Annotated in this window: 15 protein-coding genes; 9 read left to right on the top strand and 6 right to left on the bottom strand. The window is 72.2% G+C overall.

Annotated elements, in window-relative coordinates:
- The first annotated feature begins 35 nt into the window (after positions 1-35).
- Together BBH68_RS09000 and BBH68_RS08995 are read left to right on the top strand one after the other, a co-directional pair.
- The gene (locus BBH68_RS09000) at positions 36-818 is read left to right on the top strand and encodes an HNH endonuclease family protein (RefSeq protein ID WP_065960466.1); all 783 of its coding nucleotides are present in this window, start codon (positions 36-38) and stop codon (positions 816-818) included.
- A gap of 64 nt (positions 819-882) precedes the next feature.
- Positions 883-2,013, top strand: a complete 1,131-nt coding sequence (locus BBH68_RS08995) for a DUF6183 family protein (RefSeq protein ID WP_065960464.1) — start codon at positions 883-885, stop codon at positions 2,011-2,013.
- A 117-nt stretch (positions 2,014-2,130) separates the two neighbouring features.
- Here the strand turns inward: BBH68_RS08995 and BBH68_RS08990 are convergent, their stop codons facing one another.
- Complete coding sequence (locus BBH68_RS08990; RefSeq protein WP_065960463.1) at positions 2,131-2,349, bottom strand: hypothetical protein; 219 nt, start codon at positions 2,347-2,349, stop codon at positions 2,131-2,133.
- Positions 2,346-2,669, bottom strand: a complete 324-nt coding sequence (locus BBH68_RS08985) for a hypothetical protein (RefSeq protein ID WP_065960462.1) — start codon at positions 2,667-2,669, stop codon at positions 2,346-2,348. The genes BBH68_RS08990 and BBH68_RS08985 overlap by 4 nt, the downstream gene beginning before the upstream one ends.
- A gap of 402 nt (positions 2,670-3,071) precedes the next feature.
- Here BBH68_RS08985 and BBH68_RS08980 point away from each other — a divergent pair, with 402 nt between their 5' ends.
- On the top strand, positions 3,072-3,818 hold the full coding sequence (locus BBH68_RS08980; protein ID WP_065960461.1) for a GntR family transcriptional regulator: 747 nt from the start codon (positions 3,072-3,074) through the stop codon (positions 3,816-3,818).
- Positions 3,819-3,946: 128 nt separating this feature from the next.
- On the opposite strand, the gene BBH68_RS08975 is transcribed toward BBH68_RS08980, so the two are convergent.
- Together BBH68_RS08975 and BBH68_RS08970 are read right to left on the bottom strand one after the other, a co-directional pair.
- Complete coding sequence (locus BBH68_RS08975; RefSeq protein WP_065960458.1) at positions 3,947-4,705, bottom strand: hypothetical protein; 759 nt, start codon at positions 4,703-4,705, stop codon at positions 3,947-3,949.
- Entirely contained in the window at positions 4,705-5,412 is a 708-nt protein-coding gene (locus BBH68_RS08970; RefSeq protein WP_065960456.1) for an Rv1352/Rv1906c domain-containing protein, read from the bottom strand. Before BBH68_RS08970 ends, BBH68_RS08975 begins: the two co-directional genes overlap by 1 nt.
- Before the next feature lie 198 nt (positions 5,413-5,610).
- On the opposite strand from BBH68_RS08970, the gene BBH68_RS08965 reads away from it, so the two are divergent.
- The 6 genes from BBH68_RS08965 (at position 5,611) to BBH68_RS08940 (ending at position 12,549) form a co-directional block, all read left to right on the top strand.
- Positions 5,611-7,851 (top strand): N-6 DNA methylase, encoded by a 2,241-nt coding sequence (locus BBH68_RS08965; protein WP_174588993.1) that lies wholly within the window; start codon positions 5,611-5,613, stop codon positions 7,849-7,851.
- 136 nt (positions 7,852-7,987) lie between these two features.
- On the top strand, positions 7,988-8,629 hold the full coding sequence (locus BBH68_RS41865) for a hypothetical protein (RefSeq protein ID WP_065960453.1): 642 nt from the start codon (positions 7,988-7,990) through the stop codon (positions 8,627-8,629).
- Positions 8,626-10,176, top strand: a complete 1,551-nt coding sequence (locus tag BBH68_RS08955) for a serine/threonine-protein kinase (protein WP_065960452.1) — start codon at positions 8,626-8,628, stop codon at positions 10,174-10,176. Before BBH68_RS41865 ends, BBH68_RS08955 begins: the two co-directional genes overlap by 4 nt.
- Positions 10,177-10,281: 105 nt before the next feature.
- Positions 10,282-10,971, top strand: a complete 690-nt coding sequence (locus tag BBH68_RS08950) for a SurA N-terminal domain-containing protein (RefSeq protein ID WP_065960450.1) — start codon at positions 10,282-10,284, stop codon at positions 10,969-10,971.
- A 14-nt stretch (positions 10,972-10,985) separates the two neighbouring features.
- Positions 10,986-12,068 (top strand): nucleoside triphosphate pyrophosphohydrolase, encoded by a 1,083-nt coding sequence (locus tag BBH68_RS08945; protein ID WP_079150882.1) that lies wholly within the window; start codon positions 10,986-10,988, stop codon positions 12,066-12,068.
- 28 nt (positions 12,069-12,096) lie between these two features.
- Positions 12,097-12,549, top strand: a complete 453-nt coding sequence (locus BBH68_RS08940; RefSeq protein ID WP_076972195.1) for a DUF6479 family protein — start codon at positions 12,097-12,099, stop codon at positions 12,547-12,549.
- 42 nt (positions 12,550-12,591) lie between these two features.
- Here BBH68_RS08940 and BBH68_RS08935 read toward each other — a convergent pair whose 3' ends face one another.
- Both BBH68_RS08935 and BBH68_RS08930 read right to left on the bottom strand, forming a co-directional pair.
- Positions 12,592-13,383 (bottom strand): enoyl-CoA hydratase/isomerase family protein, encoded by a 792-nt coding sequence (locus tag BBH68_RS08935; protein WP_065960449.1) that lies wholly within the window; start codon positions 13,381-13,383, stop codon positions 12,592-12,594.
- Positions 13,367-14,623 carry a cytochrome P450 gene (locus BBH68_RS08930; RefSeq protein WP_342673125.1) on the bottom strand — a complete coding sequence of 419 codons (1,257 nt, stop codon included), beginning with the start codon at positions 14,621-14,623 and terminating at the stop codon, positions 13,367-13,369. The genes BBH68_RS08935 and BBH68_RS08930 overlap by 17 nt, the downstream gene beginning before the upstream one ends.
- Positions 14,624-14,626 lie beyond the last annotated feature (3 nt).

Genomic DNA, 14,626 nt, shown 5'->3' with positions numbered 1-14,626 from the left:
TCTGTGCGAAAAGATACGCGAAGGAGGCCGGGGCGTTGCAGGGACGGTTTGGGCAGGTTCTGATTCCGGGGCTCGCCGTGCTGGCGTTGGTCTCCGGATGTTCGGCCGGCGACGGGGCCGACGGCGGCGGACGCGAGGGCGGCGGGCGGGCCGACGGCGGACACGGCGGCGCGGCGCCTGACGGGCGGGCGGTCAGCCCGCTGAAGAACCCGGATGGTACGAAGCCGGGCCTGGCGCCCGTGACCACCGACGCGGACAAGGCCGCGGCCCGGAGGCTCATCGACCAGGTGCTCACCAAGGGCCGGGGCCCGAGGACCGGCTACGAGCGGGACAAGTTCGGCTATGCCTGGATGGACACGGCCGACGGGGTACCGCTCGCGCGCAACGGCTGCGACACCCGCAACGACCTTCTGAAGCGCGACGGCCGGCGGCTGCGTTTCCGGTCCGGATCCGACTGCGTGGTCGTCTCGATGACGCTGCACGACCCGTATACCGGCAAGACCATCGAGTGGCGCAAGCAGAGGGCCGCGCAGGTGCAGATCGACCATGTGGTGCCGCTGTCGTACAGCTGGCAGATGGGCTCCTCCCGCTGGCCGGAGAGCAAGCGCGAACAGCTCGCGAACGACGTGCTCAATCTGATCCCGGTGGAGGGCCGGGCCAATTCGGCCAAGAGGGACTCGGGCCCCGCGTCCTGGCTGCCGCCCAGCAAGCCGGTCAGGTGCGCGTACGCGGTCCGCTTCGCCCAGGTGTCCCTCAAGTACGCCCTCCCGGTGACGACGGCGGACAAGGCGATGATGGCGAAGCAGTGCGACGGCTGAAAGCCCCCGGTGATCCGGGAAAATGCGTTCGTTTCCGGAGCGTCGGACTCGTACGCTCCATACCGTGACGGACCGCATACAGGAAATCGTGACGAGCCTGCCGGGTCTGCAACGCGTCACCGAGGTATGGGAGGTGGCCGACCGCCGTCTCGCCCGCGGGGACGCCGCCTTCCTCGCGGATCTTGGCATAGCGCTCGCCGGGGCGTACGGCTCCGACTCCGGGCGGATCTGGCAGTACCGGAGTGTCTTCGACTATCTGCTCCGCCTGCTGGCCACCACACCCGGGCCTGAAAACGTCGCTCAGGCTCTGCGCCTGGTCTCCTCGGCGGAGGCCGCCGACGGGAAGCTCGACCGTTACACGGCCTCCCTGCTGGCCTCCAGCCAGCCGGGAGAGGAACTGGCCGTGGCGTTCAGCGGGAACGTCTCGGAGGAGCTGCGGGCCTGCCTGGTCCACGAGCTGGTCCTCAGAGGCGTCAGGGTCGCGGAGATCCCCGGGATCGCACGGTGGACCACATCGGCGTCGTACTGGAGGAGCCATCCCCTGGTATGGCTGCCGTTGGCGCTGTCCGACGTGGAAGGACAGCCCGGCCTGCCGAGTTACAGCGCCCGTGGCAGCAGCTACTCGATGCCGTACGGTCCGGAGGAGAACGGCGGCGCGGCGGTCGTCGGCGGGGCACGCGTCCCGTCGGTCGAGGAGACGACGACCGAAGCCGCGGCCAAGAGCATCGGTGCCGCCGTGGCGAACTGGGCCGAGGAGTCGAACGGCCGGGTCGAGGCACGGGTCTTTGAACCGGCAGACCCTCTGGAAGCCGAGTCGGTACCGAGTGTGTTGCCGGCGCTCGGGCTGAAGTGCCTGAAGGGCGCGGGGAAGAAGACCGCGCTCTCGGTCACGGCCTGTCCGCCGGAGGAGGCATGGCAGGTGCTCTTTGCCGCCGCGTCCACGGGAGGGGCCTACAACTCCGGCCTCCACGGCGCCTACGGCCGCCTGACCGCGTGGCAGTCCCTGGCCGGCCTGGCCGGTGCCGCGGAGGGCGGCTCCGCGGAGGCGGTCGAGGCACGTGTACGCGAGTGCCTTTGGTACGTGTTCAGCGCCGATACGGAGTGGTTCGAGCGTGTGGCCTGGGACATCGGCTTGGTCGCGGTCTCTCCGGAACGCCGACGGCTGGCGGTGCTGGCCGCGACGGACACCGACTGAACAAGACCACGGCCCCGCACCCTCCGGCCCTCGGGCGGTCCAACCGATGTGTTCCGGCCGCTGGGGACCCCCGCCCTCTCGATCGCTCTCAGATGATCGAGAGGGCGGGCGGCCGTTTCAGGAGCGCTTGAAGCGGTCCGGGTTGTTGTGTTCGCGATGGCGGGGGCACGGGCATGGTGGCCATGCCTGCCCGAGCCCGTAGGGGTCGACCTTCTCCCCGACGAGGACGGTCACCATCGCGCGTTGTGCGGTGATGATGCCGTCACGTGCGATGGTGTAGACGCGCATGGTCATCTTTGGCCGTTCGCCGCGGTCGGGTTGGTTGTCGGCGTTCACCGGGCTCCCTTTCCCTTGACCGGTGCGAGGAGCTGGAGCACGGTGCGCAGGCTCCGTTTCACCGCGCCCAGGTGGTAGGCCAGTTCTTCCGGGGCTGCGGTGGCGAGTTCGAGGGATTCAGCCCCTGCCAGAGTCTGTCCGGCCACAATGAGCACCGCGCTCTCAAGGCCCTCGCGGGTGGGCTTGCCCGCCGTGACGCACGCGGGGCACAGGCCCGAGTGGGGGTCGGCGGGGTCGTGGGGCCCGAAGTCCCCGGGGGTGGCGCACAGAGCGCACCCGGGCCCCGGGGAGGGGGCGGGCGTGAGGGTGATGGCGGTCACCAGCGGGCCGCCGTGCTGTGCGGGGTTGTGGGCATCACTTGGGGCCTGGCTTCGACTGTCGGGGAGCCCGTGTCCCGGGCCTCGGGCCGCAAGAAGCCCGTACGCGGCGCGGGAGGCACCCTCCCGGCCCGATGACGGCCACGCGGCCGTAAGGCGAGAAGTGCACTCACCCAGGCGAAGAACCGCCCGATAGGGTCGCCCATGCTCATCAGCTCCGTTTCAGCTGGTGGGCCACGCCCCCGGACGTTCGCCCGTCGCGGGGGTCTGACCATCTGTCCTAGGTCAGAAAGTAGCGTGACCTAGGACACTGCGCCCAGAGGATATGGCGTCATTTCCCCCGTACGGATTACCTGTGACCTAGTACAGTCGGTCGTGCCCTAGGACACCGGTACAGGAGGCGCCATGCCCGGCAGCAATCACCCCTACATGCGGGTCGCGGAACGCATCAGGCGCCGCATCCTCGACGGGGTGCTCAAGGAGGGCGAGAAGCTGCCACCTGTGCGGGAACTGGCGCGGCAGGAGGGCGTATCCGTCGCCACCCTCGGCCGTTCCCTCGATCAGCTCCAGGTGGAGGGCTACATCACGACCTCGCGACGGGGCACCTTCGTCGCCAACGCGCCCGAGGTCGCCCCGTCCGGCTACGACCGGATCACTCGCGTCCTGCGCACCGGGTCGGTTCTCTCGGAGGGCGAGACGATGGTCGTCACGAACGCTGAACTGATCAAGCCGCCCCAGTATGTCGCCGAGATCTTCGACCTGGAGGACGGCGACCAAGTAGTGCGACGCCAGTGGCACACCGGCAAGGGGCAGCAACGCATCGGCCTCTTCGTGACCTGGTACCCGGCGCACTTCGCGGCCGCCGTACCCGAGTTGCTGTCCACTTCCGCACGCGCTGCGGCTGGCCTGCTGCCGAAGATCCAGCAGGCCACCGGGCGCCGGATCCAAGCGGGCCGTGACGACGTCCACGGCCGCGACGCCGACGCGCGAGAGGCGAACTTCCTCGGCCTGCGCGTCGGCTCGCCCATCCTCGCGGGCGCTCACCGGCTGTGGGATGACGAGGGCGTGATCGAATATGGCGAGTGGTGCCTGCCCTACCGGCTGGTTGTCGGCTACGAGTACAGCTTTGAGGCGGCGCCGGACGCTACCTGACGCCGAAGACGCCGCGTTTGTGGTGAATATGAGACGGTGACACGCCGTAACGTCGGCGTGTCGCCGTCTCATAGTCACCGCAAAACCCCGGCCGGCCCGGATGGAGTGGGCCGGCCGGGGCTGGTCGGTCAGAGGCTGTCGAGGTCGACCACGTCGCCGGTCGGGGCCTTGGCGTTCACCGGCTTGTCGAAGTCGCTGAACTTCACCGTGCCGGGCTCCTTGCCGCCCTTGATGACCATCTGGAGGATGTACGGCTTGCCCTCGGTGGCTATGTAGACGGTGTACGTCTCCTTGCCCTCGGTCTCGGTGAGGGTGATCGCGGGCTTGCCGTCGACCGTGGTGGTCTTGCCCTTGCGCGCGGCGCTGGGGCCGTCCTGGAAGCCCGCCAGCATGGTGTCGGAGTCGCAGAAGGTGGCGAAGTCCTTGGCGTCGGCGCCGGTGGCCTTGGACTTGGTCCAGCGCTCGCCGATCAGGTCGGCCGCGGCGGCGCCGTCCTTGCCGCCCTGCGACTTCCAGAAGGCGCGGTCGAACTTCATGTAGACCATGTCGCCGGTCTTGATCAGCTCGACGCCGCCGTCGCTGCCCATGGTCAGGTTGCCCGCGCACTCGCCCTTGCTGTCCGAGGACAGGTGGTACGTCATGGGGCCGCCGTCGATCGTGCCCTTGAGGTCCGTGGTGAGGGACTTGGCGGACTTCATCGCCTTCATCGCCTTGTCGGCGATCTCCGGGCCGGACAGCTTCTCCAGTCCGGAGCCGGGGGTGGCGGACGCCGAGGTCTTCTGCCCGGACTTGCCCGCGTCGTCGCTCTTGTCGCCGTCGGTGCCGCAGGCGGTCAGGGCCAGCGCGGTCACGGCGCACAGCGCCGCCAGGGTCGTGGTGGAGCGCATCAGCTCGTCTTCTTCCAGTTCTTGCAGCCGTTGGTCTTGAAGTATCCGTCGCCGGCGGCGATCGTCACGACGCCGTTCCCGGAGACGTTCTCGTTGGCGATGATCGAGTCGATGCCGTGCAGGGCGTCCTTGCTGCGTTCCCAATAGCAGGTCGCGTCATTGGCGTTGCCGGCCGACTTGTACGTACCGGGGGCGAGATCGACGCCGATCCGGTACATGCCGCCGTCCCCGGACGCCTCGGACCCGGGGGTGCCGGAGGCCTTGGCCGGCACCGCTTCCCAGTCGTGGCAGTCGTTCGACTTGAAGATCTTGTCGCTCGCCTTGATGGTCACATAGGCGTTGCCCATGACGTTGTCGTTGGCGATGATCGCGTCGGTCTCGCCGCTGGAGTCCTTGGCCCGCTCCCAGTAGCACATGCCGTCGGTGTTGTCCGTGGATCTGTAGGTGCCGGGCTTGATGTCGGAGCCGACCTGGAAGGTGCCGTCGCCGCCGATGGCGGGCTCGGCCTTGGGCTTGTCCTTCGCGGCGTCGGGCTTGGCGTCACCGCCGGACGCGGCCTGCTGGGACGCGGTGTCCTTCTTGTCCTTGCCGTCGTCTCCTCCCCCTCCCGCCACGGCGCCGCCGATGGCGATCACCGCGACGAGCGCCCCGGCGCCCGTGAGGACCTTGTGCCGGGCAAACCAGTTCTGCTTCCGCTGCTGAGACATGCGACAGCCACCCCTTCTGGCGCTCATCCCGGAGCCGGACTCGGACTCCGTGAACCGATGCGTCAATAAGACCAGACGCTGTGAACCGAGTCAACACGAGTTCGACTGAGAGTAGGATTCACAATGTGAACCGGTCTCTTTGAAGATCGCTATCGGTATGCTCGACGCCACAACCGCACACGGGACGGAGTCAGCCAGGTGCCCGACAACGCAGCAGAGGTGACCGCCGCCGGGATCGCCCGGCTGGCCGGGGTCGGCCGCGCCGCCGTCAGCAACTGGCGCCGCCGCCACCCGAACTTCCCCAAGCCGGTCGGCGGCACCGAGACCAGCCCCACCTTCGCCCTCGGCGAGGTCGAGCAATGGCTGCGCGCCCAGGGCAAGCTCGCCGAGGTGCCGCTGCGCGAGCGCGTCTGGCAGCAGCTCGCCGGGCATCCGGCCGGGGCCGCCGCCGCCCTCGGCCACGTCGGCGCCGTCCTCCTGCTGGTGCGGGACCGGCCCGCCCACTGGCGCCAGTTGAGCGAGGCCCCCGACCCGGGGCTGGCCGAGCTGCTGCCGCCCTCGCTGACCACGGTGCTGACCGCCCGGCTCGGCGAGGACCACCCCGTGCCCGTCGCCGACCCGGCCGGGCTGCGGCCCTTCGTACCGCTGCTGCGCCAGGCCGCCGAGCTGGCCGCCGAGTCGAGCCCGCGCGAGGCGTACGAATTCCTCATCGGACGCCACCTCGACGCCAACCCGCGGCAGTACACCGTCACCCCGCCCGAACTCGCCGAGCTGATGGCCGCCCTGGCGGGCGTGGCGGGCGGGGCGGAGGAGCCCGCTCCGGCCGCCGGCCCCGCCCCCACCGTCCTGGATCCCGCCTCGGGCACCGGCGGGCTGCTGAGCGCCGTCCCGGCCGCCGCCACCCTGTACGCCCAGGAGCTGGACCGCGAGCTGGCCGCGCTCACCGCGCTCCGGCTGGCCCTGGCCCACGACGCGCAGGGCGCCCGGGTGCGGGTGCACGGCGGCGACAGCCTGCGCGCGGACGCCCTGCCGCAGCTCACCGCCGACGCGGTGGTGAGCCACCCGCCGTTCAACGAGCGCAACTGGGGCCACGACGAGCTCGCCTACGACCCCCGCTGGGAGTACGGCTTCCCGGCCCGCACCGAATCCGAGCTGGCCTGGGTCCAGCACGCCCTCGCGCACGTCCGCGACGGCGGCACCGCCGTCCTGGTCATGCCCCCGGCGGTGGCCTCCCGCCGCTCCGGCCGCCGCATCCGCGCCGACCTGCTGCGGCGCGGCGCGCTGCGGGCCGTGGTCGCGCTGCCCGCCGGCGCCGCCCCGCCGTACGGCATCCCGCTGCACCTGTGGGTGCTGCGCCGCCCGGGCGCCGGGCAGCCCGCGGCCCCCCAGCTGCTGCTCGTGGACGCCGCCGCGGCCGCGGCCTCGGCGGCCGCCCCGGCCGACGGCCCCGGGGCGCCGGTCCCCGGCTACGCGGCGGCCGCCGCCTCCCCGGGCCGGGACAAGCTGCCCTGGCAGACCGTGCGCGACACCGTCCTGGACGCCTGGCGCGCCTTCGACCGCGGCGGCTCACCCGAGCGGCCGGGGGTGTCCCGGGTGCTGCCCGTGATCGAACTCCTCGACGACGACGTCGACCTGGCCCCCGCCCGCCATCTGCCCCCGCCCGCCGCGGGCGGCGGCGCCGACGAACTGGCCGCCGTCCGCGACCGGCTCACCGCCACCCTGGCCCGCACGGTCGAACTGACCCCCGTCGCCCCCGCCGTGCCCCAGGCCCCGGCGGCCCCCGGCGCCCCGGCCGCCGAGAGCGCGGCGGGCGGGCCGCAGGGCGCCCGCTGGCCCATGACCACCGTCGGCGAACTGGCCCGCGCGGGCGCCCTGGTGCTGCGCACCGGCGGCGCCGCCGCGACGGCCGGCACCACGGCGGGCGCGGGGCCGGGGGCGCCCCCGGTGCTCACCGAGACCGATGTGCTCGCCGGGACCGGTCCCACCGGCACCCTCCCGGCCCCCGCCGCCGGCGAGCGGGCCGGGGCGGCCGCCGAGGAGCCGGTGCTGACCGAGCCGGGCGACGTCGTGGTGCCGCTGATCGGCGGCGGCACGGTCGCCCGGGTGGTGGACGAGGCGGCGGCCGGCGCCGCGCTCGCCCGCAACCTGTGCCTGCTGCGGCCCGACCCGGAGGCGCTCGACCCGTGGTTCCTCGCCGGATATCTGCGCGGCGGCGCCAACCAGCGGCAGGCCAGCAGCTACGCCTCCACCGCCACCCGGCTCGACGTGCGCCGGCTGCGGCTGCCCCGGCTGCCGCTCACCGACCAGCGGCGCTACGGCGAGCACTACCGCACCCTCGCCTCCTTCGAGGAGGCGCTGAGGCTCGCGGGGCGGCTGGGGGAGCAGTTGGTGCGGGGGCTGTACGACGGGCTCGCCGACGGCACCGTCCAGCCCCATTGATCACGATTGTGTGATCAATGAGACGACGGATCCATACAACCCGGGCTCCGCTCGCCACGTCGATGTATACGCTCGAGCGGGCCTCCGCACCCGCGTCAGCACCCCTCGGCACCCGGTCGTCCTCCAGGAGCAAGCCATGCACGGCCACGCACCCGCGCCGCCGCCCCGCCCCGCCACCACCGCCACGGTGGTCGTCCTGCGGGTGGTCTTCGTGGCCGTGACCCTGCTGAGTCTCGGCTTCCTGTCGTGGGTGACGATGCTGCGGGTGGCCATCCTGCGCCGCCGCGCGCTCGACTGGCTGCTGTTCTGGACCAGCTGTGTGCTGGTCGTGCTCGCCTTCGTCGAGTTCGGGACCGGTCCCGACGAGCCCGACGCGCTGGCGTACACCACCCTGGCCGGAGTGGTCCTGCTGGCCTGCGGCGTGACGGCGCACTACCTGATCGTGGACATCAGGCACCACCGCCCGGCCCGGCCCGCGGCGCCGGCCGTGGCGCCGTACGTCCCGCCGGGGTACCCACCCGCGGCCTACGGCTACCCGCCTGTGCCGCACCAGCCCGCGCCGCCCCTCCAGCATCCGCAGCCCCTCCCGCACCAGCACCCGCAGCAGCCCCTCCAGCCCCACACGCAGCCCCAGCCCCAGCCCCAGCTGTATCCGCAGCCGCAGGCGCAGCACCAGCAGCCCCAGCCCCAGCCGCAGCCCCAACACCAGCGCATCCGGCGGGTGCGCGCCGAGCTGGACGAACTCAGCGACTACCTCCGCAGGGAGGAGGGCCGGTGAACGGACGCGTCGTCGCCGACCGCTATGAGCTGGCCACCCTCCTCGGCCAGGGCGGCATGGGCCAGGTGTGGACCGCGTACGACCGGCGGCTCGACCGCCGCGTCGCCGTCAAGCTGCTGCGCCCCGACCGGATGGCGATACCCACCGGCGGCGGCAGCGACGGCGTGGACGAGCTGCGCCGCCGCTTCGTACGGGAGTGCCGGGTCACCGCGCAGGTCGACCACCCCGGCCTGGTCACCGTGCACGACGCCGGCAGCGACGGGGACGACCTCTACCTGATCATGCAGTACGTCGAGGGCGCCGACCTCGCCGACCACCTCGCCGAGCACGACCCCTACCCCTGGCAGTGGGCGGTGTGCGTCGCGGCCCAGCTGTGCGCGGTGCTCTCCGCCGTCCACGCGGTGCCGATCGTGCACCGCGACCTCAAGCCGCGGAACGTGATGGTCCGTCCCGACGGCTCGGTGCTCGTCCTCGACCTCGGCGTCGCCGCCGTCCTCGACACCGACACCACCCGCCTCACCCACACCGGATCGCCCATCGGCAGCCCCGCCTACATGGCCCCCGAGCAGGCCATGGGCGGCACCGTCGGCCCGTACACCGACCTGTACGCGCTCGGCGTGCTGCTGCACGAACTCCTCATCGGCAATGTGCCGTTCGCCGGCTCCACCGCCCTGGGCGTGCTGCACCGCCACCTCTACGAGCCGCCGGTCCCGGTCCGCCAGGCGCGGCCCGAGGTGCCCGAGGCGCTGGAGGCCCTGGTGCTGCGGCTGCTCTCCAAGGACCCCCAGCACCGGCCGGCCGACGCCCAGGAGGTCTACCAGGCGCTGGTCCCCCTGCTGCCCTACGCCGCCGCGGCGCCCGGGGCCGCCGCCACCGGCCCCATGGACCCCACGCGCCCCTTCCTGCGCCCGCACGCCCCCTGGCCCGATCGCCCGGCCCCGCCGCCCGCCGCCGTGCCGCAGGCACCCCCCGCGGCCCCCGCCCGCTCCGATGTCGCCGCGGCCGTGGACGAGGTCAAGCGCCTGCTCGACCAGGGGTGGATCACCCAGGCCGTGGACATCCTCGGCGCGATCCTCCCGGCGGCGGCCGCCGAACACGGCGAGCTGTCCCCGGTCGTACGGTCGCTGCGCAAGCAGTACGCGGTGACCCTCATGGACGACGGCCAGTACCGCCGCGCCCTGCCCGAACTGCGCCGTCTCGCCGACGAGTACGCCGCCGAGTCCGGCCCCGAAGCCCCGCGCAAGTCCCTCCAGTTCCGCTACGAGGCGGCCCAGTGCCTCGAACAGCTCGGCGAGGCCGGCCAGGCCCTGGTCGAATACCGCACCCTGCTCCCGTACTTCGAGCAGTACGCGGCCACCGACCCCGCCACCCCGCTGGACATCCGCCGCCGGATCGGGCACTTGCTGCTCTCCCTCGGCGACCGCCCGGCCGCCCACGACATGCTCGCCCGCCTCCTGTACGACGCCGAGCGGCTGCACGGGCCGCACCACCCCTTCCCGGAGGAGATCCGCCGTACTTTGCACTGGCTCGGGCAGGTCCGCGGCTGAGGAGACATCCCCTGGGCGCGGCGAATCGTTGTCGAATCAGTGGCTTCGGCCGCGCCGACTCCATACCATCGATCAACGCCAGGTCGATCTATGCCGGGAGGCTCCATGCGAAAGACCCGCGCCACCCTCGCCGTCCCCGCCGCCTCCGCCCTGTTGCTCGCCGCGCCGCTGCTCACGGCCTGCGGCAATGACGCGCACCCGGGCGCCGCGGCCGTCGTGGACGGCGACCGGATCACCGTCTCGCAGCTCCAGGCGCAGGTCAACGATGTCCGGGACGCCCAGCGCGATTCCCCCAAGGCCGAGCAGCTGGTGGCCAACAGCGGCGGGCTGAGCCAGAACACCCTGATCCGCATGATCCAGTTCCGGGTGATCGAGCGCGCCGCCCAGGACAACGGGGTGCGGGTGACCCGCCGCGATGTGCGGCAGTGCCGCCAGGCCGTCGAGGCGCGGGGCGGCGGTGATGTGCTGCGCGCCCTCCAGACGGGGCAGACCACGAAGTGTGTGCCGGCCGGGGAGGCGCAGTCGGACGGCGCCGCCGCGCTGCGCGACTTCTACCTGGAGCAGGGCATCGCCCCCAGCCGCGTCGACGACGCGCTGCGGATGGAGCTGCTGCGGAACCGGCTGGTGGCCAAGCTCGGCGTCGCCAAGGTCAACGAGGTCTTCGCCCGGACCTCGAAGGAGCTGGCCATCGACGTCAACCCGCGCTACGGGAAGTGGGACGACAAGCGGGGCACGGCGGTGCTGACCAAGGAGGCCTGGCTGCGGACCTCCGGGGACGAGAGCGAGCGGGCGTAGGTTACGTTGCAAGGGTGACCGCCTCCCGCACCGACGCCCCCACCGGCAACCCCACCTCCACCGGCACCGGCACCCCCACCGGCACCGGCGGCGAGGCCCCGGGCCCCGCCCCCACCGGCCGTATCGTGCTGCTCACCACCAGCCACCGGGTGGCGCCCGGGCTGCTGTCGTGGCCCGCGTGGCAGGCGCTGCGCGGCGCGGACCGGGTGTTGTGCGCGGACCCGGCCCATCCGCAGCTGCCGTATCTGCGGGAGGCGGGCGTCGAGGTGGCGGAGGCGGTGCCCGACGCGCGCGAGCTGGTCGACTACTGCGCCACCGGGCCGGGCCGCACCGCCGTGGTGATCACCTCGGCGGACGGGGACTCCGCGCTGACCGACGGACTGGCCCGGCTCGCCGGGTCCGGGCGGGAGCGGATGCCGGACCTGGAGCTGCTGCCCGGCGCGTACGACCTGCTGGGCGCCCGGCTGCTCGACCTGGTCCAGGTGATGGACCGGATCCGGGTCGAATGCCCGTGGAGCTCCGCCCGGACCAGCGAGGAGCTGGTGAAGTACGGCATCGAGGAGGCGTACGAGCTGGTCGAGGCCATCGAGCAGGGGGACCGGGAGGCGCTGCGCGAGGAGCTGGGCGACGTGCTGCTCCAGGTCGTCTTCCACGCCCGGATCGCCCAGGAGGACCCGGACGAGCCGTTCTCGATCGACGACGTGGCGGGCGGGATCGTGGACAAGCTGGTCCGCCGCCATCCGCACATCTTCGGCGAGGAGGCGGCCGAGACCGCCGAGGACGTCAGGGCGCACTGGCTGCGGACCAAGGCGATCGAGAAGCGGCGCGACTCGGTCACCGAAGGGGTGCCGCTCGGTCAGCCCGCGCTCGCGCTGGCCGCCAAGCTGGCCTCCCGCGCCCGCACCGCGGGCCTCGCGGTGCCGGTCCCCGAGGGCGAGGGCGTCGGCTACGAGCTGCTGGCCCTGGCGGTGCGGGCGGCCGAGCAGGGGATCGAGCCGGAGACGGCGCTGCGCGCCGCGGCCCGCACCTACCGGGACGCGATCCGGGCGGCCGAGGGCGCGCGGCCGGGCGGGGCCGGCGGCAGCGCCGGGGAGTGACGGCGGCCGGTCCGGGTACCCGGGCGGCATGAACGCACACAACGCCGCATACGACACCATGGATCTCGCGGTCACCCGGGATCTGCTGGTCGGGACGGGCCCGTTCGTGGTGGGGCTGGTGATCGTCGTCTTGTTGATCGTGGCCGTGTGGTGGGGAATGCGCCTGCTGGCCCGGGACTCCGCGCGGCCGCGCGACCCGCAGCCGCGGGCGGGTGCCTGGCAGGCGGTCGACGAGCCGGAGGACCGGGCGCGGGCGGACGGCCATGGGCCGGGGCACCAGGAGTCCGCGCGGGTCGGCTACGTCAAGGAGAACCGCGAGCCCGAGGAGGTGCCCAGGGACGGCGCCCGCCGACTGCCGCACCAGCTCGGCGGCTCCGGCAACCGGGGCTCCGGGCCGGGCGAGGGACGCCCGGGCCAGGACGCCGACCGGGAGCGGCCGACCTGGAACGAGGGCGGCAGCGGCTCGTTCGGCAACGGGTGAGCGGGTGAGCGGGTGAGCGGTCAGGGGAAGCCGAGGAGGCCGTCAGGAGTGGTCGGACCGGCCGGCGATCACCGAGGCCATGAGTTCGGCGTCCAGCAGGCTGGTGTCGGCGAGCCGGTTGCCGGCGGCGTAGGCGTTGAGCAGGGTCTTGGTCACCCGCAGCGCCGAGGCGGAGCGGCGGATGACGGGACGCGTCCACTCCTCCACGACGCGGTCCAACTCGGCCTCCGGCACCACCCGGTGGAGCACCGAGAGCCGCTCGGCCTGGGCCGCGTCGAAACCGCTGCCGGTCAGGATCAGTTCGCGTATCCGGGCGGCCCCGGCCTCCTGCAGCAGACGCGACAGCGAGCCGCCCCAGGCGGTCGGGAGCCCGAGGGCCAGTTCCGGGAGCCGGAAGCGGCAGTCGTCCGCGCCGACGCGCAGATCGCAGAAGAGCGCCAGGGCCAGCCCGGCGCCGATGACCTGGCCGTGCAGCCGGGCGATGGTGACGGCGTTGGTGGTGGCCAGGGCGTCGCACACCCGGCGGGCCTTCCCGCCGGTGGTCCGCAGCCCGGTGCCGCTCGGGTCCATGGCGAGCTGTTCGCCGTACTCCCGCCGGTCACCGCCGGTGCAGAAGTTCTCGCCGGCCGCGGAGAAGACGACCACCCGGATGTCGGGGCGGTCGTGCACCGCGCCGAGCACCGCCAGCAGGTCGTCCAGCACCCGGTCCGTGATGGCGTTTCCGTTCTCCGGGGTGTTGAAGCACACCTTGACCACGGGGCCGTCGTGGGTGACGTAGAGAGACTTGAGTGACACGCGGTTGACCTCTTCCCGCTGCTCAGCGCTCGGCGACATACAGGGCGGTGAGGCGGCGGAAGGCCATGCGGGGTTCCCAGAGGGGCGGTGTGGTGACGCGCAGGGTGGGAAAGCGGCGATTGAGGCCCTGGAGCAGTGCGATCGCCTCGACCCGGGCGAGCGCCGCCCCGAGGCAGTAGTGAATCCCGCCGCCGAAACCGAGGTGGCTCGCCGTGCGCCCGATATCGAAGGTGTCCGGGTCGGCGAATTGCGCCGGGTCATGATTGGCGGCCGCGATCATGACGTGTACTACCTCGTCCCTGGCTATGTGAACTCCGGAGAGAACCGTGTCCTCCGTGGCGACCCGAGTGGTCAGATGAATGGGGGGATCGTAACGCAGCACCTCTTCGACGGCGTTGGGCGTCGCCTCGGGGTGGTCCAGCAGCCAGGCGCGCTGCCGGGGGTGCTGGTCGAGCAGCCGCACCATGTTGGACAGCAGGGTGGAGGTTGTCTCGAGCGAGGCGATGACGATGAACATGACCAGGTGGTAAAGCGTTTCGTCAGCCTCTTCCCGGTCCGGCTCCAGCTCGTCCCAGGTGCGTATCCAGCGCGACAGCGGGTCGTCGCCGAGGGACCGCCTGCGCTCCGCGACCAGCGCGGTGAAGTAGTCGCGCAGACCTTGCGCGGCGGTGTTGGCCTGGGCCAGCTGACTCGCGGAGGGAAGGAGTTCCTGGGCATATGCCTGGCCGTGGGTGAGATCCCTGAGCAAGGCGTGATCCGCAGGGGGGAGATTCAGCCAATGGCTGATAGTGGCCACCGGGAGTTCTTCACCGACCAGGGTGGCGAAATCCGCTTCACCGGCGCTGCGCATGTGCTCGGAAAGTCGGTCGAGGAGTTTTTCGACGGTGCGCTCGACAAAGGGCTGAAGATTGGTCAGCGTATTGCGGTCGAATACATTCCCGAGGGAGCGCCGCTGCCGGGTGTGTACCGGGGGATTGAGCCCCTGGAGGGTTTTACTCAATTGAATGGCGGCGGGCGCGGTCCAGCGACTCGCGTCGCCTTGGCGCGCCCGCCACTCGGCATCGAAGGTGGCCCATGCCCTGCTGCGCAGGACCTGGTCGCACAGGTCGTGGGACAGCAGCAGGTAGCCGTTCCAGGGTGCGGGTACGACATCGCCCATCGCCCTGAGTTCGGCGTAGATGGGGTAGGGGTTCGCTTGCCCCTTGGAGGATCGTAGACGGGATATGAGTGAAACCATGGAGCGTCGGTCAACGAGGGTGCCGGCGGCGGTAGGTTCCACAAC

Origin of the sequence: Streptomyces sparsogenes, from assembly GCF_001704635.1 — a bacterium.
Taxonomy (GTDB): Bacteria; Actinomycetota; Actinomycetes; order Streptomycetales; family Streptomycetaceae; genus Streptomyces; species Streptomyces sparsogenes.
This window is presented reverse-complemented; position numbering and strand designations above follow the sequence as displayed.

Excerpts from the sequence above, each read along its gene's own strand:
- BBH68_RS41865 (WP_065960453.1), top strand. The coding sequence starts at position 7,988 with ATGCACGGCCACGCACCCGCGCCGCCGCCCCGCCCCGCCACCACCGCC.
- BBH68_RS08975 (WP_065960458.1), bottom strand. The coding sequence starts at position 4,705 with ATGCGCTCCACCACGACCCTGGCGGCGCTGTGCGCCGTGACCGCGCTG.
- BBH68_RS08970 (WP_065960456.1), bottom strand. The coding sequence starts at position 5,412 with ATGTCTCAGCAGCGGAAGCAGAACTGGTTTGCCCGGCACAAGGTCCTC.
- BBH68_RS08980 (WP_065960461.1), top strand. The coding sequence starts at position 3,072 with ATGCCCGGCAGCAATCACCCCTACATGCGGGTCGCGGAACGCATCAGG.
- BBH68_RS08950 (WP_065960450.1), top strand. The coding sequence starts at position 10,282 with ATGCGAAAGACCCGCGCCACCCTCGCCGTCCCCGCCGCCTCCGCCCTG.
- BBH68_RS08940 (WP_076972195.1), top strand. The coding sequence starts at position 12,097 with ATGAACGCACACAACGCCGCATACGACACCATGGATCTCGCGGTCACC.
- BBH68_RS08935 (WP_065960449.1), bottom strand. The coding sequence starts at position 13,383 with ATGTCGCCGAGCGCTGAGCAGCGGGAAGAGGTCAACCGCGTGTCACTC.